Source organism: Streptomyces endophytica (assembly GCF_026153355.1).
Lineage (GTDB): Bacteria > Actinomycetota > Actinomycetes > Streptomycetales > Streptomycetaceae > Streptomyces > Streptomyces endophytica.
The window spans coordinates 2,026,309-2,051,676 of record NZ_CP110636.1; the positions used below are offsets into that span (position 1 = coordinate 2,026,309).

Below are 25,368 nucleotides of genomic sequence, written 5' to 3' on the forward strand. Positions count from 1 at the left end.
TGCCCATCCGCTGTCCGCCCACCACCCTTCTGCGGCGCCATCGCGCCACCCCTTCGTACCGAGGAGGTGCTCGTCATGACGGTCCTAGAGCAGCCCGGCAGCAGCAGGAACAAGAGCAGCCTGGCCGGCCCGCCGCCCGCGTGGCGCCCGCGCGTCGACCCCGCCCCTCTCCTGCCCGACGAGGAGCCGTACCGCGTCCTCGGCACGGCCGCCGCCGCCCGCCTCGACTCCGACCTGCTGACCCGGCTGTACGCCCAGCTCGTGCGCGGCCGCCGGTACAACGCCCAGGCCACCGCCCTGACCCGGCAGGGACGACTGGCGGTCTATCCGTCCTCCACCGGCCAGGAGGCCTGTGAGGTCGCCGCCGCGCTGGCGCTGGAGGAGCGGGACTGGCTCTTCCCCAGCTACCGCGACACCCTGGCCGCCGTGGCCCGCGGCCTCGACCCCGTCCAGGCGCTGACCCTGCTGCGCGGCGACTGGCACTGCGGCTACGACCCGCACGAACACCGCATCGCCCCCCTGTGCACCCCGCTCGCCACCCAGCTCCCCCATGCCGTGGGCCTGGCGCACGCCGCCCGCCTCAAGGGCGACGAGGTGGTGGCGCTGGCCATGGTGGGCGACGGCGGCACGAGCGAGGGCGACTTCCACGAGGCGCTGAACTTCGCGGCGCTCTGGCAGGCCCCGGTCGTCTTCCTGGTGCAGAACAACGGCTTCGCCATCTCCGTGCCGCTCGCCAAGCAGACCGCCGCGCCCTCGCTCGCCCACAAGGCCGTCGGCTACGGCATGCCCGGCCGCCTGGTCGACGGCAACGACGCGCCCGCGATGCACGAGGTGCTCGGTGAGGCCGTCCAGCGCGCCCGCCGGGGCGGCGGCCCCACCCTCGTCGAGGCCGTCACGTACCGCATCGAGGCGCACACCAACGCCGACGACGCCACCCGCTACCGCACCGACGCCGAGGTCGAGACCTGGCGGGCACACGACCCGATAGCCCTGCTGGAGCACGAGCTGGCCGACCGCGGCCTGCTGACCGACGAGTTCGTCGCCACCACCCGGGAGAGCGCCGAGCAGCTGGCTGCCGACCTCCGGGAGCGGATGCACGCCGACCCGGTGCTGAACCCGATGGACCTGTTCACCCACGTGTTCGCCGAGCAGACCGGCCAACTGCGTGCCCAGGCCGCGCAGTTGCGCGCCGAGCTGGACGCCGAGGCCGCCGGACACCCCGAGGACGCCGCGGGCACCGCGCCCGCCGAGGAGGCCAGGCCATGACGACCACCGTTCCGGCCACCGCGCGCAAGCCCGCCACCATGGCGCAGGCGCTGACCCGCGCGCTGCGCGACGCCATGGCCGAGGACCCCGCCGTCCATGTGATGGGCGAGGACGTCGGCGCCCTGGGCGGCGTCTTCCGCATCACCGACGGCCTGGCCAAGGAGTTCGGCGAGGACCGCTGCACGGACACCGCGCTCGCCGAGGCCGGCATCCTGGGCACCGCCGTCGGCATGGCGATGTACGGGCTGCGGCCGGTGGTCGAGATGCAGTTCGACGCGTTCGCCTACCCGGCGTTCGAGCAGCTGGTCAGCCATGTCGCCCGGATGCGCAACCGCACCCGCGGCGCGGTCCCGATGCCGCTGACCATCCGCATCCCCTACGGCGGAGGCATCGGCGGCGTCGAGCACCACAGCGACTCCTCCGAGGCGTACTACCTCGCCACCCCGGGGCTCCATGTCGTCACCCCGGCCACCGTCGAGGACGCCTACGGACTGCTGCGGGCCGCCATCGCCTCCGACGACCCGGTCGTCTTCCTGGAGCCCAAGCGGCTGTACTGGTCGAAGGCCGAGTGGTCGCCGGACGCCCCCACCCGGTCGCGCCCCTGGGCCGCGCCGAGATACGCCGGCGCGGCAGCAGCGCCACCCTGATCACCTACGGCCCCTCGCTGCCCGCCTGCATGGAGGCCGCCGAGGCCGGCCGCGCCGAGGGCTGGGACCTGGAGGTGGTCGATCTGCGCTCCCTGGTGCCGTTCGACGACGAGACGGTCTGCGCGTCCGTACGGCGCACCGGACGGGCCGTGGTCGTCCATGAGGCCGGCGGATTCGGCGGTCCCGGCGGGGAGATCGCCGCGCGGATCACCGAGCGCTGCTTCCACCACCTGGAGGCGCCGGTGCTGCGGGTGACCGGCTTCGACACCCCCTACCCGCCGCCCATGCTGGAGCGGCACCACCTCCCGGGCGTCGACCGGATCCTGGACACCGTCGCGCGCCTGCAGTGGGAGTCGGACTGGACCGAAGGACGTGGTGCGTGATGGCCGTGGTCCGTGAATTCACCCTGCCCGACCTGGGGGAGGGCCTCACCGAGGCGACGATCGTGCAGTGGCTGGTCGAGGTCGGCGAGGTCGTCGCCGTCGACCAGCCGGTGGTCGAGGTCGAGACCGCCAAGGCGATGGTCGAGGTGCCGTGCCCGTACGGCGGCGTGGTGACCGCCCGCTACGGCGACGAAGGCGTCGAAGTGCCGGTCGGCGCACCCCTGGTGACGGTCGCGGTCGGCGCGGTGCCTGACGATCTGGCGGAGCGGACCCCCACGACGGGCGCCGCCAACGGGACGGCGACCGCCCCGGAGGCACCGGCCGCCGACGCGACGGAGAACGGCTCCGGCAACGTCCTGGTCGGGTACGGCACGAGCGCGGCCGCGGCCCGGCGGCGCCGGATCCGCCCCGCGGACGGCGCGCGCCCCGAGACGGGCGGCCCGCAGCCCCCGACCGGAGCCGAGCCCGCCACGCCGCCCGAGGAGGCCGCGGCGGAGCGCGCGGCCCGCGCCGCGGACGCCGACGGCCGCACGGTGCCCGTCATCTCGCCGCTGGTACGCCGCATGGCGCGGGAGAACGACCTGGACCTGCGGGAGGTGACGGGCACCGGGCCGGACGGCCTGATCCTCCGTACGGACATCGAGTCCGCGCTCCGCGCCCGCCGCGAGCGCGCACCGCAGCAGGCCGCCGCGGCCGTCCCGGTCGAACGGACGGCCCCCGCGGGCGCGCCCGCCGCCCCCGGCGTCGCCCCCATCCCGGGCGAGGAGCGGATCCCGCTGCGCGGGATGCTCGGTGCGGCCGCCGAGAAGTTCAGCCGCAGCCGCCGCGAGATCCCCGAGGCGACCTGCTGGGTGGACGCGGACGCCACCGAACTCCTCGCCGCCCGCCGGGCGATGAACGTCCCCGGCGCCCCCAAGGTGTCGCTGCTCGCGCTGCTGGCCCGGATCACCACGGCCGCGCTCGCGCGCTTCCCGCAGCTCAACGCCACCGTCGACACCCGCACCCAGGAGATCGTCCGGCTGCCCGCGGTCCATCTCGGCTTCGCCGCGCAGACCGACCGCGGCCTGGTCGTGCCGGTCGTCCGCGACGCCCAGGCCCGTACGGCCGAGGACCTGTCCGCCGAGATGGCGCGGCTCACGGAGACCGCCCGGGCCGGCGGGCTGTCCCTGGCCGAGCTGACCCACGGCACCTTCACCCTCAACAACTACGGCGTCTTCGGCGTCGACGGCTCCACACCGATCATCAACCACCCGGAGGCGGCGATGCTCGGCGTCGGCCGGATAGCCGCCAAACCCTGGGTGCACGAAGGCGAGTTGGCGGTCCGGCAGGTCGTCCAGCTGTCCCTCACCTTCGACCACCGGGTGTGCGACGGCGGTACCGCGGGCGGCTTCCTGCGGTATGTGGCCGACTGCGTCGAGCGGCCCGCACTGCTGCTGCGGGGCCTGTGAGCCCGGCCCCCTCCGGACCCGGCCCCCGTCGGGCCCGGAGGGGCCCGCGCACGACACCTGTGTGAGTGCGCCGCGGCTGGCGATACTCAAGGGGTGAACGACCACACCGACCACGACGCGATCGTCCTGGCCGGCGGCGCGGCCCGGCGGCTCGGCGGGGCGGACAAGCCCGCCCTGTCCGTCGGCGGCCGCCCGCTCCTGGACCGGGTGCTCGCCGCCTGCCCCGATGCGGCCCGCGCCGTCGTCGTCGGCCCCGCGCCCCGACCGCCCGCGCCGTGCTGCACGCCCGTGAGGACCCGCCCGGCGGGGGCCCGCTCGCCGCGCTGGACGCCGGCCTGCGGCACACCACCGCCCCCACGGTGCTCGTCCTCTCCGCGGACCTGCCGTTCCTGACCGCCGCGACGGTACGCGCCCTGCTGACGGCGGCCGCCGCCCCGGTGGACGGCGCGCTGCTCCAGGACGCCTCGGGCCGGGACCAGCCGCTGGTCGCGGCCTACCGCGCCGAGCCGCTGCGCCGCGCGCTGGCCCGCATCCGTGCCGAGCACGGCACAGCGGCCGGTCTGCCGCTGCGCGCCCTGCTGGCCGGCCTGACGCTCGTCCGGGTCCCGGACCCCGCCGCCGCCGCCTTCGACTGCGACACCTGGGAAGACCTCGGCGCGGCACGCGCCCGGATCAGGGAGCATGGACACGTGCTGGACGAATGGATCACCGCAGTCAAGGCCGAACTGGGCATCGACCTCGATGTCGACGTGGCGGCGCTACTCGACCTCGCGCGGGACGCGGCGCACGGCGTGGCCCGCCCGGCCGCGCCGCTGACCACCTTCCTGATCGGATACGCGGCGGGCCAACAGGGCCGGGACGTCAAGGAACTGACCGACCGGGCCGCCGCCCTGGCGAACCGCTGGGCCGCGGAGGCCGAGCCGCCGGCGGCTCCGCGGACGCCGCGGGCACCGGAACGAAGCCCGCGGAATGACCGACGGCGAGACCGGCGGGGCGCTCGGCGCCGCCCGGGACGACCTGCGCGCGGCGACCCGTTCGAGGACGCGCTCGCCCTGGCCAACCACACCCGCGCAGCGGCCACCGGCCCCACCCGGCGCCCCGGACCGGGCCACGGCGTCCCGTCCGCGGGCGGGACGCCCACGGCGGCCTCCGGTGCACCCACCGCGCGCGGCAGCCACGACCCGGACACCGCCACCGGTGCGTCCGGACCTTCCGGCCCCGCGGACACCGGCCGGCCCCCGGCCTCGGCTCCGCACCACCAGCCGCCCGCCACGCCCTGGCAGCGCGCCCGCGAACTCGCCGCGCACGCGGTCCCCGGGCCGCCCGCGCCGACGGCCACCCCGCTCGCCGAGGCGCTCGGCCGGACGCTCGCGGTCCCGCTGACCGCCCTCACCGACCTGCCGTCGTTCGACACCTCGGCCATGGACGGCTGGGCGGTCTCCGGCCCCGGCCCCTGGCGCGTCGACCGGCCCGGGGGCGCCGCCGATCCGGGCATCCTCGCCGGTCAGTCCCCTGCCGAGGCCCTCCAGGACGGTCATGCCATCGCGATCGCGACCGGCGCGCGTATCCCGTCCGGTGCCACCGCCGTACTGCGCAGCGAGCACGGCGACGTACGCGACCTGCCCGGCGGCGGCCGGCAGCTGCACGCGCCGCGGCCCGTACCGCCCGGCCAGGACATCCGCCCGCGCGGCCAGGAGTGTCGCCGCGGCGACCACCTGCTGCCCGCGGGCGCGCTGGTGACGCCCGCCGTCCTCGGCCTGGCCGCCGCGGCCGGCTACGACGAGTTGACCGCCTACCCCGGCCGCGGGCCGAAGTGTTCGTCCTCGGCGACGAGTTGCTGGACCACGGGCTGCCGCAGGCCGGCCGGATCCGGGACGCGCTCGGGCCGATGCTCGGGCCCTGGCTGCAGGCCCTCGGTGTCGTGGCGGCCGCCCCCCGCCACCTCGCCGACGACGCCGACACGCTGTACGCGCGCTGGCGGAGTCCACCGCCGACGTGGTGATCACCACCGGTGGCACCGCGCGGGCCGGTCGACCATGTGCATCCGACCCTGCGCCGCCTCGGCGCCGAGGTGCTGGTGGACGGTGTGCGGTGCGCCCCGGGCATCCGATGCTGCTGGCCCGACTGGCCCCGCGCCGGCACCTCGTCGGCCTGCCCGGCAACCCCCTCGCCGCGGTGTCCGGGCTCTGCACGCTGGCCGAGCCGCTGCTGCGGACCCTCGCCTACCGCCGGCCGCCCGCCCCGTGCCGTACCCCGCTGACCGCGCCGGTGCACGGGCATCCGCACGACACCCGGCTCGTCCCGGTGGCCTACCGCGACGACGAGCGGTACGGCCTGACGGCCGAGCCGCTGCACTTCCACGGCCCGGCCATGCTGCGCGGGATCGCCGCCGCCGATGCGCTGGCGGTCGTCCCGCCCGGCGGCGCCCAGCGCGGCACCGAACTCGAACTCCTGGAACTCCCCTGGTCAGCGGGTGGTCGGCGGGCGGGCCGGTGGACCGGGCCGCCTTCGGGGACCCGTTCGGCCCGGCCGGAGGCGCGGTGTGAAGCTCCCCTCCCACGACAGCACGGCGCACGACGTGCCCGAGGACCGCTCCCACCGCCTGATACTCCGCGCCGGGCACCGAAGGCGCCGCTGCGCCAGGTCGCCCGCCGGCTGATGATGGCGCTGCTGGTGCTGCTGGCGACGGTCTTCATCGTCTGGACGGACCGCGGGGAGTACCACGACAACGCCGACGGCACGGTCGACCTGCTCGACTGCTTCTACTACGCCACCGTCACGCTCTCCACGACGGGCTACGGCGACATCGTCCCGTACGGCGACAGCGCGCGGCTGCTGAACATCCTGCTCATCACGCCGCTCCGCGTGCTCTTCCTGATCATTCCTGGTCGGTACGACCCTGGAAGTGCTGACCGAACGCACCCGCGAGCAGTGGCAACTCAAACGCTGGAGAAACGCCGTGCGCGACCACACCGTCATCGTCGGCTACGGCACCAAGGGGCGGTCCGCCGTGCAGACCCTCCGGGCCACCGGCGTCGGCCGCGACCGCATCGTCCTCGTCGACCCCAGCACCAAGGTGATCGAGGCGGCGGTGGCCGAAGGCTTCGCCGGGGTCGTCGGCGATGCGACCCGCAGTGATGTGCTGCTGCGCGCCGAGGTCCAGCGCGCCCGGCAGGTCGTCATCGCCACCCAGCGCGACGACACCGCCGTGCTCGTCTCGTTGACCGCCCGTCAGCTCAACAAGCGGCGCACATCGTCGCGGCGGTGCGGGAGGAGGAGAACGCCCCGCTGCTGCGGCAGTCCGGCGCCGACGCGGTGATCACCTCGGCCAGTGCGGCCGGCCGGTTGCTGGGCTCTCCGTGCACAGCCCCAGCGCGGGCATGGTCATCGAGGACCTGATCCAGCAGGGCAGCGGCCTGGACCTGGTCGAACGCCCGGTGGTGAAGGCCGAGGTGGGCAGGTCCGTGCGGGAGACCGACGACCTGGTCGTGTCCGTGCTGCGCGGCCACCGGCTGCTCGGCTACGACGATCCGGAGGCCAGCCCGCTGCAGAGCACGGACCGGCTGATCACTATCGTCCGGGCGGCCGTGTCGGAGGAGCCGGACCTGCCCGCCAAGCAGCCGGCGCGGCCCACCCTCCCGGGCACCACCGTCTCCCCGATGCGCCGGCTGGACGACGAATGACGGGCCCTTGACCCAGGTCGGGCCAGGGTGATGTGACGACGCGTCGGTGGCCGGCGGCCCCCGTGCCATCGCTCTGTCCGCGGACGACGAGTAGCCTCGCGCCCATGCGAGCGATCACTATCCCGGAGCCCGGTGGCCCCGAAGCACTTGTCTGGACGGATGTGCCCGACCCGCACCCGGCGAGGGCGAGGTCCTGATCGAGGTCGCGGCCAGCGCCGTGAACCGCGCCGACCTGCTCCAGCGGCAGGGCTTCTACGACCCGCCGCCCGGAGCCTCGCCGTACCCGGGGCTGGAGTGCTCGGGGCGGATCAGCGCGGTCGGCCCGGGCGTGCACGGCTGGGCGGTCGGCGACGAGGTGTGCGCGCTGCTGGCGGGCGGCGGCTACGCGGAGAAGGTCGTGGTGCCGGCCGGGCAGGTGCTGCCGCTGCCGCCCGGCCTGGACCTGGTCACGGCCGCCGCGCTGCCCGAGGTGACCTGCACGGTCTGGTCGAACGTCTTCATGATCGCCCACCTGCGGCCCGGCGAGACGCTGCTGGTCCACGGCGGCGCGAGCGGTATCGGCACGATGGCGATCCAGCTCGCCAAGGCGGTCGGGGCGAGGGTCGCGGTCACCGCGGGCGGCCCCGAGAAGCTGGCCCGCTGCGCGGAGCTCGGCGCGGACATCCTGATCGACTACCGCGAGCAGGACTTCGTCCAGGAGATCCGCAAGGCCACCGACGGCAAGGGCGCGGACGTCATCCTCGACATCATCGGCGCGAAGTACCTGCAACGGAACGTGAAGGCGCTGGCGGTCAGCGGCCGACTTGCGATCATCGGGCTGCAGGGCGGGGTGAAGGCGGAGCTGAACCTCGCCGCGCTGATGGCCAAGCGCGCCGCGATCACCGGCGCCGGGTTGCGTGCCCGCCCGCTCAGTGAGAAGGCGGCCATCGTCGCCGCGGTACGCGAGCACGTCTGGCCGCTGATCGGTAACGGCCAGGTCCGGGCGATCGTGGATCGTACGCTCCCGATGTCCGAGGCCGCGGAGGCGCACCGCGTCGTGGACGCGAGTGTGCACGTCGGCAAGGTCGTGCTGACCGTCTGAACCGGCCGCGCTGCGGCCTTCCGGATCCCCCTCCCGGGCCGTCGCCGGATAACCCGGCGGACAGTCCCAAGATGCCGTGCATCTGATCACATGTGACGCTGGGCTGGTCACCCGACGGCTCGGCACGGGAGGGGCACTGTGGTCGCTCCAGGTTTCCGTTCGCGCATTGCCAGCAGTCTGTTGGTCGCCGCCGTCGTCCTGCCCGTTCCGGTGGGAGCCGCCCCGCGGCGGCCGCGGACCGGCAGGCCACGCCGGTGGACCGTTCACCGCAGCTCGTCCGCCCGGGCGATTCGCCGGACGACAACGTGCCGGAGGAGCTGCGGCCCGAGATGCTCGGGGCCGATGCCTTCGCCGCCGAGGACTTCGTGAGCGACCTGCCGCAGGTCGATGAGCCGTTCGTGCCGGGCCGGGGCCACGCCGGCCGGCCGGGGGCTCCGGCCCGCTTCCGCGAGTTCCCGGACGGCTTCCCCGGCTTCCCGTACGACATGGCGGGCTATCCGCGCCGGGTGCCGCACCACCACCCGGGCCGCTGGCACGGCCGGTGGCACCACCACCCGCACCTGTTCGGTCCGGGCTTCCACGGGGACGGCCCCGGCAGCGCGGATTTCGGGGGCCACGGCCACTTCCGGAAGGCCGGGCCGGGCGGTCCGCCCGACACCGACCGCTCCCACCCGCTGCCCGGCCGTCGCGACCCCGCGAAGCGGCACGCACCGGCGGAGGCCGCATCCGACCCCGCACCCTCGCACTCCACGCCGTCGCACCGCGTCAGGACGGCGGAACGGCGCAGCCCCCGCTCGTACGAAACGCTGCCGCCGCTCCCGTCGCCCACCGTCCCCGAGGACGCGACCACGGGCACCACGGACGAGGACGGGACACCGCCCGCCCATACGCCCTGGAGCCCCGACGGCCCCGGTCGAGCGGGTTCTGCCGATGGGCGCGGGCCTGGCGCTGACCGGCCTGGGCCTGGCGTTCCTGGGTCTGCGCCTGCGCCGCCGCTGAGACCGTTGCTTCCGCGTTCCTCGTTTCACGTGAAACGAGGAAGCGCGCGACACCGTTTCACGTGAAACGCTCCCGTTTGTTTCACGTGAAACGGTGGGAGCGGTTGGCGTGGTTTCACGTGAAACAGCGAGAATCCGTGGTTTCACGTGAAACGCCGGAGCTCGGGTCCCCCGGAATGGTGGATCACGTTCTCCTGGGGGCACCACCGTCGAGAAGCGCTCGTACGAGAGAATGGCGGCATGGATATGCCGATGAACGAACGGTCGCAGGAGAACCCGCACGTCCTGGTTGTCGGCCCGGACGGCATGGCGCTCGGCAGCGCCGGCTCCGGTGGCGGGGACGACGGCGAGGAGCCCCGCGAGGTCCCGGTGACGGACATGGTCGAACAGCCTGCGAAGGTCATGCGCATCGGCAGCATGATCAAGCAGCTGCTGGAAGAGGTGAAGGCGGCTCCTCTCGACGAGGCCAGCCGGGTCCGGCTCAAGGAGATCCACGCCAGCTCGGTGAAGGAGCTGGAGACGGGCTGGCCCCCGAACTCGTGGAGGAGCTGGAGCGGCTGTCGCTGCCGTTCACCGATGAGTCGGTGCCGACGGAGGCGGAGCTGCGAATCGCCCAGGCGCAGCTGGTGGGCTGGCTGGAGGGCCTTTTCCACGGCATTCAGACTGCGCTGTTCGCCCAGCAGATGGCCGCCCGGGCCCAGCTGGAGTCGATGCGCCGTGCCCTGCCGCCCGGTGTCCTGCCCACGGAGGGCGACGAGGGCAAGCCCGGCCACGGCGGCGCCCGCTCGGGCCCGTACCTCTGACCGTAGGCACGAGGGGCCGGCACGCGGATGCGTGCCGGCCCCTTCTGTGTGCGGTGCGACCGTCAGCCGCTGCGACCGGTGGAGATGGTCAGCTCGATCGTGGCGTCCTTGGTCGGGTACCACCAGCTGATGGCGGCCGGGGACTGATCCGTGACGGTGTTCTTGCCCCAGATCGAGCTGTCCTCTTCCTTGACGATCTTGTACTTCCAGCCGGCCGCCTTGATGCACTCCTTCACCGAGTCCAGGTTCTTGAACCGGAACGACGGGAAGAGGACCTTGCCCTTGTCGGCGTAGCTCTTGGTCGGGTTGGTGCACTCGGACGTCAGGATCGTCGCCGTCTTGTCCTCGGGACGGATGCTCTCGCTGGGCGAGGCCGAGTAGGAGGACGGCGTGACGTCGCCGCCGTTGTCGTCGGAGGAACCGGCGCTCAGGCCGATGCCGATCGCTATCGCGGTGACCACGACGACACCGACGATCGCCGAGACCACGATCACCGGGGTGTTGTTCTTCCGCCCGCCGGGACCGCCGGCCGACGGCATCGAGGCGGTGACCGGCGGCGGGGGCGGGGTGTACGCCGGCGGAGCCTGGTAACCGCCCGCGTTGAACGGCGCCGGGCCCGGAATCGGGCCGGGGGCCGGCGTCGGGTAGGCGTTGTTCGGCGGCGGGGGCGTCTGCGGGCCGAAGCCGGCCGCCTGCGTCGGCTGGTAGGGCTGCTGGACGTTCGGCGGGGCCGGCGTGTGCGGGTTTCCGGCGGCGGTGGGGAAGACCGCGGAGGACACCGAGGAGCCGCTGGTGCGCGCCGGGGCCCTCGCCGATGATCAGCGGGGTGGCACCGGACTGCCCCGACCCGGCGATCCGCAGACACTCGTCCCGCATCGCCTCGGCGGTCGGGAACCGTTCGTTGGGGTTCTTCTTCAGCGCCCGGGCCACCAGCGCGTCCACGGCCGGCGGCAGCGAGCGGTTGATGCTCGACGGGACCGGCGGCTCTTCCTGCACGTGCGCGTAGGCGATGGCGAGCGGGGAGTCCGCGTCGAACGGCAGCTGGCCGGTCAGCAGCTCGAAGAGCATGATGCCGACGGAGTAGAGGTCGGAGCGGGCGTCCACCCCGCGGCCCAGCGCCTGCTCGGGGGAGAGGTACTGCGGGGTGCCGACCACCATGCCGGTCTGGGTCATGGACGTCACGCCGGACTGCATGGCGCGGGCGATGCCGAAGTCCATGACCTTGACGACGCCGCGCTTGTTCAGCATGACGTTGCCGGGCTTGATGTCGCGGTGGACCAGGCCCATCTCGTGGCTGACTTCCAGCGCCGCGAGCACATCGGCGGTGATCTTCAGGGCCTTCTCGGTCGGCATCGCGCCGTGCTGGGCGATGTCGGTGTCGAGGTCGGAGCGCAGCGGCTGGCCCGCGACGTACTCCATGACGATGTACGGCACCATGCCGCCGTCGAGCTCGTCCTCGCCGGAGTCGAAGACCGAGACGATATTGGTGTGCGTGAGCTTCGCCACTGACTGTGCCTCGCGGCGGAAGCGCTCGCGGAAGGCCTGCTCGCGACCGAGCTCGGTGTGCAGTGTCTTGATCGCGACGTCGCGGTCGAGCACGGTGTCGTGCGCGAGGTGCACGGATGCCATTCCGCCGGCCCGAGAAGATCACGAAGCTGGTAACGTCCTCCGCCGACCGAACGGCCCTCGAATTGGCCCTGAGCGCCGTCCTGGCTCATCGTTCCGCTTCCCCCTAGGCGCACGGCGCACTACCCGCACGTTATAGCGATCAAAATCTGGAATTCCGCAGCCAAGTGTGCCCCAGGGCCCGGACACGTCAAGCTGTGTGCCCGTTCCGTGACCAGATGTGCAAGATCCGGTCACGGACCTGAGACGTTCGGCACCCTGAATCACCGGGGGTGAACTTGCGATGTCAGGCGAACGGCGGGTTTGATGGCCGGTCCACGACGGACCGGTGGGTGCCGCGGAACCTGTAGCGTGCTCTAGCGAAGACCGATGACCTTACCGCTCTCGGGCGGATCGATTCGACGGCGAGGACCGATGGCACCGACGCAGAGCCCCCAGGGCCCGTCCGATCCTGAGGCCACCGGCTCCCGTGTCCCCGAGGCACCGGAGATGTGGGGCAATGGCGGCCTGGTCGGCGACGGCCGGTACCGGCTCACGCGGCGCCTCGGGCGCGGCGGTATGGCGGAGGTGTTCGCCGCCGAGGACGTGCGCCTCGGCCGCACCGTGGCCGTGAAGCTGCTGCGTGCCGACCTCGCCGAGGACCCGGTGTCCAAGGCCCGCTTCACCCGCGAGGCACAGTCCGTGGCCGGGCTGAACCACCACGCGGTGGTCGCGGTCTACGACTCCGGCGAGGACCTGGTCGGCGGCAACACCGTGCCGTACATCGTGATGGAGCTGGTCGAGGGCCACACCATCCGCGATCTGCTGCTGAACGCCGACGCCCCGCCGCCGGACCAGGCGCTGATCATCGTCTCGGGCGTGCTGGAGGCACTGGCCTACAGCCACCAGCACGGCATCGTGCACCGTGACATCAAGCCCGCGAACGTGATCATCACGAACAGCGGCGCCGTGAAGGTCATGGACTTCGGCATCGCCCGCGCCCTGCACGGCGCGCAGTCCACCATGACCCAGACCGGCATGGTCATGGGTACGCCCCAGTACCTCTCCCCGGAGCAGGCGCTCGGCAAGACCGTCGACACCCGTTCCGACCTCTACGCCACCGGCTGTCTGCTCTACGAACTCCTCACCCTGCGGCCGCCGTTCACCGGTGAGACCCCGCTCTCGGTCGTCTACCAGCACGTCCAGGACATGCCGGTGCCGGCTTCCGAGGTCGCCGAGGGCGTGCCGCCGGAGCTGGACGGCCTGGTCATGCGGGCGCTGGCCAAGGACCCCGACGACCGGTTCCAGACCGCCGAGGAGATGCGCGGGCTGGTCCAGTACTCGCTGCAGATGCTGCAGGAGCAGGGTGGGCACACCGGCACCTGGAACACCGGTCCGGTCGTCATGCACGAGGGCGGTCGCACCCTTCCATGGGGACCGCCGCGACCACCGCGCTGCCGCACCCGGATGCCGGCCAGACCACGGCGCAGCCGATCCTCACGCACGGGATGCGGGAGGACGACGGAGGCTTCGAGGGCGGGCCCCGCCCGTCCAAGGGCGGCCGCGGCAAGGCCTTGCTGATCGCGGCGCTCGCGCTGATCGCCATCGCGGTCGGTGTGGCCTTCGCGCTGCAGAACACCAAGGACCCGGGCCGGAAGCACGAGACTCCCGCCTCGCAGTCGCCGACGCCGAAGAAGCACAAGGAGACCAGCGAGCCGACGACCGAGGAGCCGACCACTCCGGAGACCCAGCCGGGCGGCACCGGCGGCGACGGTGGTTCGTACACCCAGCCGCCGACGACGCAGCCGAGCACCCCGGAGACGTCCGCGCCGCCGAGCTCGCAGCCTCCGACGACCAGCGAGCCGACCACCGAGCCGCCCACCGACACGACCGGTGGCACGGCCGACGGCGGCACCGCGGACGGTGGGACGGCCGACGGCGGCACCGCGGACGGCGGTACGGCCGACGGCGGCTCGACGGCCGGGGCGGACAGCGGGGCGTCCTCGGGCGCGGACAGCGGCACCACGCTGGGCACGACCGGCGGCTGACCGGCCCCGCGTGGGTCCGGGTCAGCGGGTGAACGCGTCGCGCACGGCGCGGTATTCGCGGGTCCACCACACCGCCAGGGCGGCCGCCGCCGGGAATTGCGGATCGGTGCGGCGGTCGCCGAGCTGGTAGCGCCAGGCGAGCATCCAGAAGTCGTTCAGCCGCTCCCACCACACCCGGTGGACGGCCGCGGCGAGTTCGTCGGCGCCGGCTCCGCAGGCGCTGCGGTAGGCACCGGCGTACGCCGCGACCTTGGCCAGGTCCAGGGTGCCGCAGGGCCGTACGAAGAAGATCGCGGCGGCGCGCACCGCTTCCTCGGCGCGGGGCTGGACGCCCAGCCGGTCCCAGTCGACGATCGCGGTCGGCTCGGTGCCGCGGTAGAGCACGTTCAGCGGGTGGAAGTCGCCGTGCACCCAGCCGGCGGCGGGTTCCGCGCCGGGGGCGGGGCGCCGGTGCGCCTGCCGCTCCAGGAGGGCCCGGCGCTCCAGCAGCCGGTGCTCGGCGAGCTCGTCGAAGCTGGTGCGCGGGGGGCGCAGCGGGCCAGGTCCAGCAGCTCGTCGATGGTCTCGAAGGTCCGCTCGGGGTCGGCGCCGGCGTCCGCGAAGGGCGGCCGGGGCGGATGCGGTTCGTCCGCCATGACCTGTGTCAGCGCGGTGTGCACGAGCCCGAGCAGGGCGCCGAGCCGGCGGGACTGCCCGGTGGTCAGCGCGGCCCCGCTCAGGTGGCGCCCCTCGACCCACGGGTGCAGGGCGTAGCAGCGGCCGTCGAGGACGGTGACGGTGCGGCCGTCGGCGTCGGCGACGGGCGGGGCGACCGGCAGGCCGAGCGCGGCGAGCCGCCGGGTGGCGCGGTGCTGGCGGGTGATCGCGGCCAGGTCGCCGTCGAGGTGGTGCTTGAGGAAGTAGCGGCCGCGGGTGGTGGCGAGGAAGTAGCCGTGGTTGAGCAGGCCCTCGGCGACGGGTTCGCAGGACAGCGGCGCGCCGGCGCCGGTGTAGTGGCGGAGCAGGGATCCGAGGGCGTCTTTGTCGGGCGTCGCCGCCGTCCGGACTACAGATGAGCGCAGCACGCGCCAGATGTTAGATCAACTACACCTATGCGGGTGGGGGTATCGGAAAGCCTCACGCAGAGTGAGCGAGGCCGAGGGCCGGCACCTCGGTGAGGTGGTGCAGGGTGACGAACTCCGGCTCCACGCCCAGGAAGACGGGATCGAAGGGCGCCCCGTCGGCCAGCCGGGGCGTGCGGCCGAAGCGCTCCCGCTCGGCGGCATCCGGGAGGGTCACCCGGGCGGTGCCGGTGAACTGCACGGACCAGGTGTCCGGCGCCCCGCTGCCGACGTTGTCGGCCTCGTACGCGACGACGCTCCCGTCCAGCGCCCCGTGGTAGCCGTAGCCGCGGTGCAGCCGGAGGATCAGCCGTCCGTCGTCCAGGACGAGGTGCCGGGTGACGGTGGTGAAGGGCAGCGCCCGCCGACTGGCCGAGACCCGCCCGTAGGGGGTGCGGCGAGCAGTTCGATGGCACGGTGGTGGTCGGTGGGCATGGTCCCACCCTGCCGGTCGGGAGGGCTCGTCAACAGGGTCCAGCAGCCTGGAGTAAACGGGACGATGGTCCTGAATCGCCATGACCCGGGCGGTGGCCGGGGTGGCGGCGCCCGAAGCGCGGCCGCTCCGGAATCCGTCGGTCAGCGGCGCTCCGCCTGCCGGCGCGCCACATAGGCGGCGGCCTGGGAGCGGCGCTCCATGCCGAGCTTGGAGAGCAGGCTGGAGACGTAGTTCTTGATGGTCTTCTCGGCGAGGTGGAGCCGCTCCCCGATGGCGCGGTTGGTCAGGCCCTCGCCGATCAGGTCGAGGATCTTGCGCTCCTGCTCCGTCAGGCTCGCCAGCCGGTCGTCCTCCTTGGTGGCGTTGCCGTCCCGCAGCCGCTGCAGTACGCGGGCGGTGGCCACGGGGTCGAGCAGCGACTTGCCGGCGGCCACGTCGCGTACGGCGGAGAGCAGTTCGTTCCCCCGGATGGCCTTGAGGACATAACCGGACGCACCGGCCATGATCGCGTCGAAGAGCGCCTCGTCGTCCGCGAACGAGGTGAGCATCAGGCATTTGATGTCCGGATTCTGCGAACGGATCTCCCGGCAGACCTCGACCCCGCTGCCGTCCGGCAGCCGGACGTCCAGCACGGCCACGTCGGGACGCGTCGCAGGGATCCTGACCAGGGCATCTTCGGCGGTGCCGGCCTCGCCGACCACCTCGATGTCAGCCTCGACCGCGAGCATTTCGTGGACACCGCGGCGGACGACTTCATGGTCATCGAGTAGGAATACCGTGATTTTTCCGTCTTCGGGCACGGGCTCAGTCTCACACATCAAGTCTTCCCGTGCTCCAGGTCACCGATATAACGTGCCGTTGTCCCGGCGGCCTGCAACGCTGTGACCAGGAGTTGTTCCAGCCTTTGCGATTTTACTTGGAAATCCAAGCAAAATCGCAGGTCAGCGCCGTTTCCACTTCGGCTTTGACAATGGGTAACGTGCAATGAGCAGGCCACTGTCCGGGAGCTTTGTTCCACCCGGATCCGGCCGCGTTCGCACACACCCCGTGCGCCGTATCGGATACCGGGTGAGCCGCAATACGGCCACCGGCGGACCCCGGGGGCCGGACAGACGGAGGAGCAGCACGTGACCGTGGAAGGCACTGCGCAGCGGAAAAACACCCGCGGCAGCAGCAAGCGCACCACCGCCAAGAAGGCGACGCCTGCCAAGAAGGCGTCGCCGGCCAAGGCCCGTACCAACGGCCGGCCCGACGAGGCGGAGCAGGATCAGCTCGTACAACTGCTGACCCCGGAAGGGAAGCGGGTCGAGCACCCGGACTACGCCATCGACCTTTCCCCCGAAGAACTGCGCGGCCTCTACCGCGACATGGTGCTGACGCGGAAGTTCGACGCCGAGGCGACCACCCTCCAGCGCCAGGGCGAGCTGGGCCTGTGGGCCTCGCTGCTGGGCCAGGAGGCCGCTCAGATCGGCTCCGGACGCGCGCTGCGCGACGACGACTACGTCTTCCCGACGTACCGCGAGCACGGTGTGGCGTGGTGCCGCGGGGTCGACCCGACGAACCTGCTGGGCATGTTCCGCGGTGTCAATCACGGCGGCTGGGACCCGAACAGCAACAACTTCCACCTCTACACCATCGTGATCGGTTCGCAGACGCTGCACGCGACCGGTTATGCGATGGGTGTCCAGAAGGACGGCGCGGATTCCGCGGTCATCGCGTATTTCGGTGACGGTGCCTCCAGCCAGGGCGATGTCGCGGAATCCTTCACGTTCTCCGCGGTGTACAACGCCCCCGTCGTGTTCTTCTGCCAGAACAATCAGTGGGCCATTTCCGAACCCACCGAGAAGCAGACCCGGGTGCCGCTCTACCAGCGCGCCCGCGGCTACGGATTCCCCGGCGTACGGGTCGACGGCAACGACGTGCTGGCCTGTCTCGCGGTGACCAAGGCGGCGCTGGAGCGGGCGCGCACCGGCCAGGGCCCGATGCTGATCGAGGCGTTCACGTACCGGATGGGCGCGCACACCACCTCCGACGACCCGACGCGCTACCGCGGGGACGAGGAGCGGGTGGCCTGGGAGGCCAAGGACCCGATCCTGCGGCTGCGGACGTACCTGGAGGCCGAGGGCCTGGTCGACGAGGCGTACCTCGCCACCATCGACGAGGAGAGCGAGGCCCTGGGCGTGCGGGTCCGCGAGGCCGTCCGTGCCATGCCCGACCCGGACCACATGGCGATCTTCGAGAATGTCTATGCCGACGGGCACGCGCTCGTCGATGAGGAGCGCGCGCAGTTCGCCGCGTACCAGGCGTCGTTCGTCGATGCCGATGTCCTGGCGGAGGGGAACTGACCATGGCCGTCCACGAGAAGATCACCATCGCCAAGGCGATCAACGCTTCGCTCCGTGCCTCCATGGAGGCCGACCCCAAGGTCCTCGTCATGGGCGAGGACGTCGGCAAGCTCGGCGGCGTCTTCCGGGTCACCGACGGACTGCAGAAGGACTTCGGCGAGGACCGGGTGATCGACACCCCGCTCGCCGAGTCGGGCATCGTCGGCACCGCGATCGGCCTGGCGCTGCGCGGCTACCGCCCGGTCGTCGAGATCCAGTTCGACGGCTTCGTCTTCCCCGCCTACGACCAGATCGTCACCCAGCTCGCCAAGATGCACGCCCGCGCGCTGGGCAAGGTCAAGGTGCCGGTCGTCATCCGCATCCCGTACGCGGGCGGCATCGGTGCGGTCGAGCACCACTCCGAGTCCCCCGAGGCGCTGTTCGCGCACGTCGCGGGCCTCAAGATCGTCACTCCCTCGAACTCCTCCGACGCCTACTGGATGCTCCAGCAGGCCATCGCGGGCGACGACCCGGTCATCTACTTCGAACCCAAGCGGCGCTACCACGACAAGTCGCGGCTGGACACCGAGTCGATCCCGGACCCGCTGCACAAGGCTCGGGTCACCCAGAGCGGCTCGGACCTCACGCTGGCCGCCTACGGCCCGATGGTGAAGGTCTGCCTGGACGTCGCCAAGGTCGCGGCCGAGGAGGGCAAGTCGGTCGAGGTCGTCGACCTGCGCTCGCTCTCCCCGATCGACTTCGACACCCTGCAGTCGTCGGTGCAGAAGACCGGGCGCCTGGTCGTCGTCCACGAGGCGCCGGTGTTCTTCGGCGCGGGCGCGGAGATCGCCGCCCGGATCACCGAACGGTGCTTCTACCACCTGGAGGCCCCGGTCCTGCGCGTCGGCGGCTTCCACTCCCCGTACCCGCCCTCCCGGCTGGAGGACGAGTACCTTCCGGGGCTGGACCGGGTGCTCGACGCCGTCGATCGTGCGCTGGCGTACTGAGGGTTTGAGGAGAGTTCGTGACCATGACTACAGGCACCGCCAAGGCCCAGCGCTTCCGCGAGTTCAAGATGCCCGACGTGGGCGAGGGGCTCACCGAGGCCGAGATCCTCAAGTGGTACGTCCAGCCCGGTGACACCGTCACCGACGGCCAGGTCGTGTGTGAGGTCGAAACCGCCAAGGCCGCCGTCGAACTGCCCATCCCCTACACCGGGGTGGTGCACGAGCTGCGCTTCGGCGAGGGCGTCACCGTCGACGTCGGCACCGCCATCATCGCGGTGGACACCGACCCGGGCGCCGGACCGGCCGAGGCCCCCGCGACCGCGAGCGCGCCGCAGGAGGCCGCTCCGGCCGAGGAGGACGCCGAGCCGCAGGGCCGCCAGGCGGTACTGGTCGGCTACGGCGCCGCGCCGTCCTCGACCAAGCGCCGGGCGCGCAAGCCGCAGGCCGGTGTGCCGTCGCAGCCGGAGCCGGTGAAGGCCGCGCTCCAGGCCGAGCTGAACGGACGGCCCGCGGCGCAGCCGGCCGCTCCCGCCGCACCGCAGCCGGCCGTGACGGTGACGCCGGACGCCCGGCCCGTGGGCGCCGCGACCGCCGGGCGACCGCTGGCCAAGCCGCCGGTGCGCAAGCTCGCCAAGGACCTCGGCATCGACCTGGCGACCGTCTCCCCGACCGGGCCGGACGGCATCATCACCCGCGAGGACGTGCACGCGGCCGCCGCCCCGGTGGCAGCGCAGGCACCGGCCGTGGAGGCTCCCGCCGCACCGGCCGCCGCTCCCGTGGTGACCGGGGTCGTGGACGCGGCGGCCCGCGAGCGGCGGGTGCCGGTCAAGGGCGTACGCAAGGCCACCGCGCAGGCGATGGTGGCCAGCGCCTTCACCGCGCCGCACGTCACGGAGTTCATCACCGTCGACGTGACCCGCACCATGAAGCTCGTCCAGGAGCTGAAGCAGGACCCGGACATGGCCGGCCTGCGGGTCAACCCGCTGCTGATCGTCGCCAAGGCTCTCCTGGTCGCCCTCAAGCGGCACCCGGAGGTCAACGCGTCCTGGGACGAGGCGAACCAGGAGATCGTCTACAAGGACTACGTGAACCTCGGCATCGCGGCGGCCACCCCGCGCGGGCTGATCGTCCCCAACATCAAGGACGCCGGGTCCAAGACGCTCCCCCAACTCGCCGAGGAACTGGGCGATTTGGTCGCCACCGCCCGCGAGGGCAAGACCTCTCCGGCGGCCATGAGCGGTGGCACCGTCACCATCACCAACGTCGGCGTCTTCGGCGTCGACTCCGGTACACCGATCCTCAACCCGGGGGAGTCGGCGATCCTCGCCGTCGGTGCGATCAAGCTCCAGCCCTGGGTGCACAAGGGCAAGGTGAAGGCGCGCCAGGTCACCACCCTCGCGCTGTCCTTCGACCACCGTCTCATCGACGGTGAGCTGGGCTCCAAGCTGCTCGCGGATATCGCGGCGGTGCTGGAGCGGCCGAAGCGGCTGATCACCTGGGGCTGACCCGGGATGCGGGGCCGGTCGGGCCAGGGCGTCGTTTCACGTGAAACGACGCCTGGGGCCGGGGCCGGTGTTTCACGTGAAACACCGCCCCACGCCCCCGCCGGACCGGCCCGCCCTCATGCCAGGGGCGCGCCGGCCGCCGTTCCGTCCGGTGCCGTTGACGAGCAGCTGATCGCCCGGCCGGCGCCCGCGCTCCGGCCGTATGTCAGCTCCTACGCCGCATACCGGCAGGCCGGGGTCCCGCCCGCCCTGCACCGCGGGCTGCCCTCGCCCCGGCTGACGCTGATCTTCACCCTCGACGAGCCGCTCACCCTGGCCGGCCACCCGGACCCCGGCCAGGCTCCCGGCAGCTACGCCACCCTCCTCGGCGGGCTGCACACCCGCCCCGCGCTGATCACCCATCAGGGCCGCCAGTCCGGCATCCAGCTCGCTCTGCACCCGCTGGGTGCCCGGGCGCTGCTGGGCCTGCCGGCCGGTGAGCTGGCCGGTATCGATCTCCCCGCGGAGGCGGTGCTCGGGCCGCGGGGCCGGGACGTCGCCGAGCGGCTGCGGGCGGCCGCCAGCTGGCCGGAGCGGTTCGCCCTGCTGGACGTCCATCTGCTGCGGTGGCTGGACCGGGAGCCGGGTGGTGCGGGGCCCGCCCCGGCGCCCGAGGTCGCCCGCGCCTGGCAGTTGCTGACCACCTCCCGGGGCGCCGTGCCGGTCGCGGCGCTCGCCGCCGACATCGGCTGGAGCGCCCGCCATCTGACCGCCCGCTTCCGGCAGGAAACCGGTCTGACGCCCAAGACCGCCGCCCGGGTCATCCGTTTCGACCGCGCACGACGGCGGCTGGGCGCCGCGGCCCGTACCGGCTCACCCCCGCTGCTCGCCGAACTGGCCGCTGACTGCGGCTACTTCGACCAGGCGCACCTCGCCCGGGAGTTCCGCTCGCTGGCCGGCTGTCCGCCCAGCCGGTGGCTCGCCGAGGAGTTCCGAAACGTCCAAGCCCCGGCGGACGGCTGCGCGGAAGGCTGAGGGCGGCGGCCCACCCGGGGCCGTACCGACCGAGGAGGAACGGCGCTCATGCCGAAGACCACTTCCGACGCCACCACATCCGACGCCACCACGTCCCCGCACGACTCCGCGACGGCGCCCGCGCCTCAGGTGTGGCCGGTGCTCCGGGCCCGGGACGCCCGCGCCCTGATCCGGTTCCTGACGGAGGCGTTCGGCTTTGAAGCCACCGCTGTCTACGGCGACGGCGAACGGGTCGAGCACGCCGAGCTCTCCTGGCCCGAGGGCGGCGGCATCATGCTCGGTTCCGCCCGCGAGGCGGACGACGACCCCTGCGGGCTGCGGCCGGGGACCTCCGGCGCCTATGTGGTCACCGGCCGGCCCGACGCGCTGTGTGCCCGGGCCCGGGCCGCCGGCGCGGAGATCACCGACGAATTGGCCGACACCGACTACGGCTCACGGGGCTTCAGCGCCCGCGACCCCGAGGGCAACCGCTGGTCCTTCGGCACCTACCGCGGCCGGCCGCACCCGGTCCGGTCGTAGGGCCGGTCAGCCGCGGATGAGTTCCACGGCGCGGCTGAAGTGCGCCACCGGCCCGGTCGGGCCGGACTCATCGGCGTGCGCCGCGCCGCGGGTCAGCGCGACCCCCGCCCACAGACCGGCGACGATCAATGCCAGTACGACGGTGTTCCGCGCACGACGGCCGGCGTTCGTCCTGGACAGCATGGTCAACTCCCCTTGAATTCCGGAGCCTCCCCGGCTCCATGCCTCCATTCACCCACGGAATCCGGGCCGCTCCATACGCGCCAGGTACGGACTCGGGTCAGACCTGAGGTGGACCCGCCGTCCGCCTGTGGTCCCCCTTGCGGCAGGGGCCGGGAAAGGGTTTGCCGTCGCCGGACCGGCCGCTTACGGTCGGCGGAATGAGCAGCAACGTGATCATCCGCCGGTACCGGGACGCTGACCAGGATGTTGTCGTCGATCTCTGGTCACGGGCCGTGCGCCTGGCGCATCCGTTCATCGAGGGGGAGGGCGGGGGCGAGCGCGCGCGGATCCTCCGCGAGGTGTATCTCGTCCGGGCCGAGAACTGGGTCGCCGAACGGGCGGGCACGGTCATCGGACTGCTCGGCCTGCTCCCCGACGGCGGGATCGGCGGGCCGTTCGTCGCGCCGGAGGCCCAAGGGGACGGTGTCGGGCGGCAGTTGGTGGAACACGCGGCGGCGCGGTACGGCGCGCTGACCCTGGAGGTCTTCGAGGGCAATGCGCGCGCCCGCCGCTTCTCCACGCACCTGGGCTTCACCGAGCGGGGGCGGCGGGTGGACGAGGAGACCGGCCATCCGCTGCTGGTGCTGGAGCGGGCGGCGCCGCTGAAGTCGGTGAGCTGGCTGCATGTGCGGGAGGGCCGGCTGCTGAGCGTCCGCACGCGCGGCAAGGACACGTTCTACCTCCCCGGCGGGAAGTACGAGCCCGGGGAGTCCGCCCGTGAGGCGCTGTCGCGGGAGCTGTCCGAGGAGCTCGGCCTGGACGTCCCCGCCGGGACCCTGACGGAGGCGTTCGTCATCCATGACGTCGCGCACGGCCAGAACGGCCGCCGGCTGCACATGACCTGCTTCACCGGCGGGCCGCAGGACGTCGTGCCGGTGCCGGGCCGGGAGATCGCCGAGTACGCCTGGTTCGACCGCCGGGAGGCCCGCGAGCGCTGTGCCCCGGCCCACTCCCAAGTCGTGGACCGCCTGGTGGCCCAGGGGCGGATGCCGGGCTGACGTACGACGCGCGGGCCGCCCCGTCATCGTCCGCACCCACCGGTCGTCCGCACCTGTCAGTCGTCCGTACCCATCGATCGTCCGCATCGCGGAATCACGTTTCGGACGCATACCTGTTGTATCTATCCTGTGCGCATGCCCTCAGCGTCCACGCCCACCGCCCCCGCCAGAGAATCCGCCGCCAAACAACCGCCCGCCGCCGAGCGGGTCTATGCGCACGTCAAGGACGCCGTCCTGCAGCGCCACTACGAGGGCGGCATGCTGCTCACCGAAGGCGAACTGGCCGACGCCGTGGGCGTGTCCCGGACGCCGGTGCGCGAGGCGCTGCTGCGCCTGGAGGTCGAGGGGCTGATCAAGCTCTACCCGAAGAAGGGCGCCATGGTGCTGCCGGTCTCCGCACAGGAGATCGCCGACGTGGTCGAGACCCGGCTGCTGGTGGAGAAGCACGCCGCCGCCAAGGCGGTGCCCGCGAGCGAGCCGCTGCTCACCGAGCTGACCGAGCTGCTGGACACCATGCGCGAGCAGGCGTCGTCCGGTGACCTGGCCGCCGTGTCCGTCACCGACCGCGCCTTCCACGCCGCCATCGTGCGCAGCGCCGGCAACCAGATCCTGGACCGGCTCTACGAGCAGCTGCGCGACCGCCAACTGCGGATGGGCGTCGCGGTGATGCACGCCCACCCCGATCGGATCGCCAAGAACATCGCCGAGCACGCCGAGATCCTCGACGCGCTGCGGGCCGGTGACGCGGACGCCGCGACCGACGTCGTGCACCGGCACGTCAGCTGGGTCCGCAACCTCGCCCAGGGAGACGTGCGATGAGCGGTGGCACCGGCGGACCGGACGGCTCCATAGAGGGCGGCTCCGGCTCGGGTACGGGCGCCGTGGGCGGCGGTTCCGCCCGCTCCGGCATAGGCGGCGGCGCCCGGCCGCTGCCCTCCGACCCGCCCGGCGGCCCCCGGGCCATGGCGGTCTGGGGCATCGGCGTCGCCGTCTACTTCGTCGCGATCACCTACCGCACGAGCCTGGGCGTGGCCGGGCTGGACGCCGCCGAGCGCTTCCACATCAACGCCTCGGCGCTGTCGACCTTCTCCATCCTCCAGCTGCTGGTGTACGCGGGGATGCAGATCCCGGTCGGGCTGCTGGTCGACCGGCTCGGCGCCAAGAAGGTGCTGACCCTCGGCGTCGTCCTCTACACCCTGGGCCAGTTCGGCTTCGCGCTGTCCGCCTCGTATCCCATGGCGCTCGGCTCGCGCGCGCTGCTGGGTTGCGGTGACGCGATGACCTTCATCAGCGTGCTGCGGCTGGGTTCGCGCTGGTTCCCGGCCCGGCGCGGCCCGATGATCGCCCAGATCGCCGCCCTGGTCGGCATGGCCGGCAACCTGGTCTCCACCCTCGTCCTCGCCCGCTTCCTGCACACCTTCGGCTGGACCCCGACCTTCGCCGCCAGCGCGGCCGGCGGCATCGTCGTGCTGATCGTGCTGCTGGCCTTCCTCAAGGACCACCCCGAGGGCTTCGAGCCGCCGCCGGCCGCGGCCGCGCACACCGGCGCCGGGTTCGTGCGGCGGCAGATCGCGGACGCCTGGCGGGAGCCCGGCACCCGGCTGGGCATGTGGGTGCACTTCACCACCCAGTTCCCGGCCATGGTGTTCCTGCTCCTGTGGGGCCTGCCGTTCCTCGTCGAGGCACAGGGCCTGTCCCGCGGCACCGCCGGTGAACTGCTCACCCTGGTGGTGCTCTCCAACATGGCCGTGGGGCTGGTCTACGGCCAGATCATCGCCCGCCACCACGCCGCCCGCATGCCGCTGGCGCTGGGCACGGTCGGCGCCACCGCGCTGCTCTGGGCGAGCGTGCTGAGCTGGCCGGCCGACCATGCACCGATGGGGCTGCTGATCGCGCTCTGCGCGGTGCTGGGCGCCTGCGGCCCGGCGTCGATGATCGGCTTCGACTTCGCCCGGCCCGCCAATCCGCCGGAGCGTCAGGGCACCGCCTCCGGCATCGTGAACATGGGCGGCTTCACCGCGTCGATGACGACCCTGCTCGCGATCGGCGTCCTGCTGGACGCGACCGGCGACAACTACCGGATCGCCTTCGCCTCGGTCTTCGTCCTCGAAGCGGTCGGTGTCTCCCAGATCCTGCGGCTGCGCCGCCGGGCCGCCCGCCGCGAGCGCGAGCGGCTCGTTGTCAGCCGCGTCGAGGCGGTGCACGTTCCGGCCTGAGCGGCGCTGTTTCACGTGAAACAGCGCCGAAGTTTCACGTGAAACGGGGGCCGGCCGACGCGTCG

14 protein-coding genes and 9 pseudogenes are annotated in these 25,368 nt (G+C 72.9%); 17 read left to right on the forward strand and 6 right to left on the reverse strand.

Annotated elements, in window-relative coordinates; translation table 11 throughout:
• The first annotated feature begins 75 nt into the window (after positions 1-75).
• From pdhA (OJ254_RS09200) to OJ254_RS09230, 7 genes and pseudogenes are all read left to right on the forward strand, one after another.
• A complete protein-coding gene (pdhA, locus tag OJ254_RS09200) occupies positions 76-1,266 on the forward strand; it encodes a pyruvate dehydrogenase (acetyl-transferring) E1 component subunit alpha (RefSeq protein ID WP_265361940.1) in 1,191 nt (396 codons plus the stop codon).
• Positions 1,263-2,296: pseudogene (locus OJ254_RS09205) on the forward strand (alpha-ketoacid dehydrogenase subunit beta). The gene pdhA (OJ254_RS09200) and the pseudogene OJ254_RS09205 overlap by 4 nt, the downstream one beginning before the upstream one ends.
• On the forward strand, positions 2,296-3,744 hold the full coding sequence (locus OJ254_RS09210) for a dihydrolipoamide acetyltransferase family protein (RefSeq protein ID WP_265361941.1): 1,449 nt from the start codon (positions 2,296-2,298) through the stop codon (positions 3,742-3,744). The pseudogene OJ254_RS09205 and the gene OJ254_RS09210 overlap by 1 nt, the downstream one beginning before the upstream one ends.
• Before the next feature lie 93 nt (positions 3,745-3,837).
• Positions 3,838-4,685, forward strand: a pseudogene (locus OJ254_RS09215) (NTP transferase domain-containing protein); the annotation flags it as partial.
• Between the two features lie 111 nt (positions 4,686-4,796).
• Positions 4,797-6,222 (forward strand): annotated as a pseudogene (locus OJ254_RS09220) (molybdopterin molybdotransferase MoeA); the annotation flags it as partial.
• 64 nt (positions 6,223-6,286) lie between these two features.
• Positions 6,287-7,427, forward strand: a pseudogene (locus tag OJ254_RS09225) (potassium channel family protein).
• A 104-nt stretch (positions 7,428-7,531) separates the two neighbouring features.
• A pseudogene (locus tag OJ254_RS09230) lies at positions 7,532-8,508 on the forward strand (NAD(P)H-quinone oxidoreductase).
• Between the two features lie 263 nt (positions 8,509-8,771).
• Here the strand turns inward: OJ254_RS09230 and OJ254_RS09235 are convergent.
• The gene (locus OJ254_RS09235; RefSeq protein ID WP_265361942.1) at positions 8,772-9,125 is read right to left on the reverse strand and encodes a hypothetical protein; all 354 of its coding nucleotides are present in this window, start codon (positions 9,123-9,125) and stop codon (positions 8,772-8,774) included.
• A 621-nt stretch (positions 9,126-9,746) separates the two neighbouring features.
• On the opposite strand from OJ254_RS09235, the pseudogene OJ254_RS09240 reads away from it, so the two are divergent.
• Positions 9,747-10,309, forward strand: a pseudogene (locus OJ254_RS09240) (bacterial proteasome activator family protein).
• A gap of 62 nt (positions 10,310-10,371) precedes the next feature.
• On the opposite strand, the pseudogene OJ254_RS09245 reads toward OJ254_RS09240, so the two are convergent.
• Positions 10,372-12,027, reverse strand: a pseudogene (locus tag OJ254_RS09245) (Stk1 family PASTA domain-containing Ser/Thr kinase).
• A gap of 322 nt (positions 12,028-12,349) precedes the next feature.
• Between OJ254_RS09245 and OJ254_RS09250 the strand changes: the two are divergent.
• A pseudogene (locus OJ254_RS09250) lies at positions 12,350-13,962 on the forward strand (protein kinase domain-containing protein).
• Positions 13,963-13,983: 21 nt separating this feature from the next.
• On the opposite strand, the pseudogene OJ254_RS09255 reads toward OJ254_RS09250, so the two are convergent.
• The 3 genes and pseudogenes from OJ254_RS09255 to OJ254_RS09270 form a co-directional block, all read right to left on the reverse strand.
• Positions 13,984-15,026: pseudogene (locus OJ254_RS09255) on the reverse strand (phosphotransferase).
• Positions 15,027-15,078: 52 nt separating this feature from the next.
• Positions 15,079-15,579, reverse strand: coding sequence for a pyridoxamine 5'-phosphate oxidase family protein (locus OJ254_RS09265; RefSeq protein WP_423835870.1), 501 nt, complete (start codon positions 15,577-15,579; stop codon positions 15,079-15,081).
• Positions 15,580-15,638: 59 nt separating this feature from the next.
• Positions 15,639-16,298, reverse strand: a complete 660-nt coding sequence (locus OJ254_RS09270; protein ID WP_279350239.1) for a response regulator transcription factor — start codon at positions 16,296-16,298, stop codon at positions 15,639-15,641.
• 327 nt (positions 16,299-16,625) lie between these two features.
• Here OJ254_RS09270 and pdhA (OJ254_RS09275) point away from each other — a divergent pair, with 327 nt between their 5' ends.
• From pdhA (OJ254_RS09275) to OJ254_RS09295, 5 genes are read left to right on the forward strand one after another with little or no spacing between them, the layout of a single operon-like run.
• Positions 16,626-17,843: a pyruvate dehydrogenase (acetyl-transferring) E1 component subunit alpha gene (gene pdhA / locus OJ254_RS09275; RefSeq protein ID WP_265361945.1), complete on the forward strand. Its 1,218-nt coding sequence runs from the start codon at positions 16,626-16,628 to the stop codon at positions 17,841-17,843.
• A gap of 2 nt (positions 17,844-17,845) precedes the next feature.
• Positions 17,846-18,829 (forward strand): alpha-ketoacid dehydrogenase subunit beta, encoded by a 984-nt coding sequence (locus tag OJ254_RS09280; protein WP_265361946.1) that lies wholly within the window; start codon positions 17,846-17,848, stop codon positions 18,827-18,829.
• Positions 18,830-18,852: 23 nt separating this feature from the next.
• A complete protein-coding gene (locus OJ254_RS09285; protein ID WP_265361947.1) occupies positions 18,853-20,334 on the forward strand; it encodes a dihydrolipoamide acetyltransferase family protein in 1,482 nt (493 codons plus the stop codon).
• Positions 20,335-20,340: 6 nt separating this feature from the next.
• Complete coding sequence (locus OJ254_RS09290) at positions 20,341-21,348, forward strand: helix-turn-helix domain-containing protein (protein WP_265361948.1); 1,008 nt, start codon at positions 20,341-20,343, stop codon at positions 21,346-21,348.
• 48 nt (positions 21,349-21,396) lie between these two features.
• Entirely contained in the window at positions 21,397-21,867 is a 471-nt protein-coding gene (locus OJ254_RS09295) for a VOC family protein (protein WP_265361949.1), read from the forward strand.
• A gap of 6 nt (positions 21,868-21,873) precedes the next feature.
• On the opposite strand, the gene OJ254_RS09300 is transcribed toward OJ254_RS09295, so the two are convergent.
• A complete protein-coding gene (locus tag OJ254_RS09300; RefSeq protein WP_265361950.1) occupies positions 21,874-22,050 on the reverse strand; it encodes a hypothetical protein in 177 nt (58 codons plus the stop codon).
• Positions 22,051-22,247: 197 nt separating this feature from the next.
• Between OJ254_RS09300 and OJ254_RS09305 the strand changes: the two genes are divergently transcribed.
• The 3 genes from OJ254_RS09305 (at position 22,248) to OJ254_RS09315 (ending at position 25,303) form a co-directional block, all read left to right on the forward strand.
• Complete coding sequence (locus OJ254_RS09305) at positions 22,248-23,087, forward strand: GNAT family N-acetyltransferase (protein WP_265361951.1); 840 nt, start codon at positions 22,248-22,250, stop codon at positions 23,085-23,087.
• Positions 23,088-23,222: 135 nt separating this feature from the next.
• On the forward strand, positions 23,223-23,906 hold the full coding sequence (locus tag OJ254_RS09310; protein ID WP_265361952.1) for a GntR family transcriptional regulator: 684 nt from the start codon (positions 23,223-23,225) through the stop codon (positions 23,904-23,906).
• Between the two features lie 143 nt (positions 23,907-24,049).
• Positions 24,050-25,303 (forward strand): MFS transporter, encoded by a 1,254-nt coding sequence (locus OJ254_RS09315; RefSeq protein WP_265365107.1) that lies wholly within the window; start codon positions 24,050-24,052, stop codon positions 25,301-25,303.
• Positions 25,304-25,368: the final 65 nt, after the last annotated feature.

What these genes read in the sequence shown, in the direction of transcription:
- OJ254_RS09290 (WP_265361948.1), top strand. Translation starts at nt 20,341, where the DNA reads ATGCGGGGCCGGTCGGGCCAGGGCGTCGTTTCACGTGAAACGACGCCT.
- OJ254_RS09305 (WP_265361951.1), top strand. Translation starts at nt 22,248, where the DNA reads ATGAGCAGCAACGTGATCATCCGCCGGTACCGGGACGCTGACCAGGAT.
- OJ254_RS09315 (WP_265365107.1), top strand. Translation starts at nt 24,050, where the DNA reads ATGGCGGTCTGGGGCATCGGCGTCGCCGTCTACTTCGTCGCGATCACC.
- OJ254_RS09285 (WP_265361947.1), top strand. Translation starts at nt 18,853, where the DNA reads ATGACTACAGGCACCGCCAAGGCCCAGCGCTTCCGCGAGTTCAAGATG.
- OJ254_RS09295 (WP_265361949.1), top strand. Translation starts at nt 21,397, where the DNA reads ATGCCGAAGACCACTTCCGACGCCACCACATCCGACGCCACCACGTCC.
- OJ254_RS09265 (WP_423835870.1), bottom strand. Translation starts at nt 15,579, where the DNA reads ATGGCGATTCAGGACCATCGTCCCGTTTACTCCAGGCTGCTGGACCCT.
- OJ254_RS09280 (WP_265361946.1), top strand. Translation starts at nt 17,846, where the DNA reads ATGGCCGTCCACGAGAAGATCACCATCGCCAAGGCGATCAACGCTTCG.
- OJ254_RS09310 (WP_265361952.1), top strand. Translation starts at nt 23,223, where the DNA reads ATGCCCTCAGCGTCCACGCCCACCGCCCCCGCCAGAGAATCCGCCGCC.
- OJ254_RS09210 (WP_265361941.1), top strand. Translation starts at nt 2,296, where the DNA reads ATGGCCGTGGTCCGTGAATTCACCCTGCCCGACCTGGGGGAGGGCCTC.
- pdhA (WP_265361940.1), top strand. Translation starts at nt 76, where the DNA reads ATGACGGTCCTAGAGCAGCCCGGCAGCAGCAGGAACAAGAGCAGCCTG.
- OJ254_RS09300 (WP_265361950.1), bottom strand. Translation starts at nt 22,050, where the DNA reads ATGCTGTCCAGGACGAACGCCGGCCGTCGTGCGCGGAACACCGTCGTA.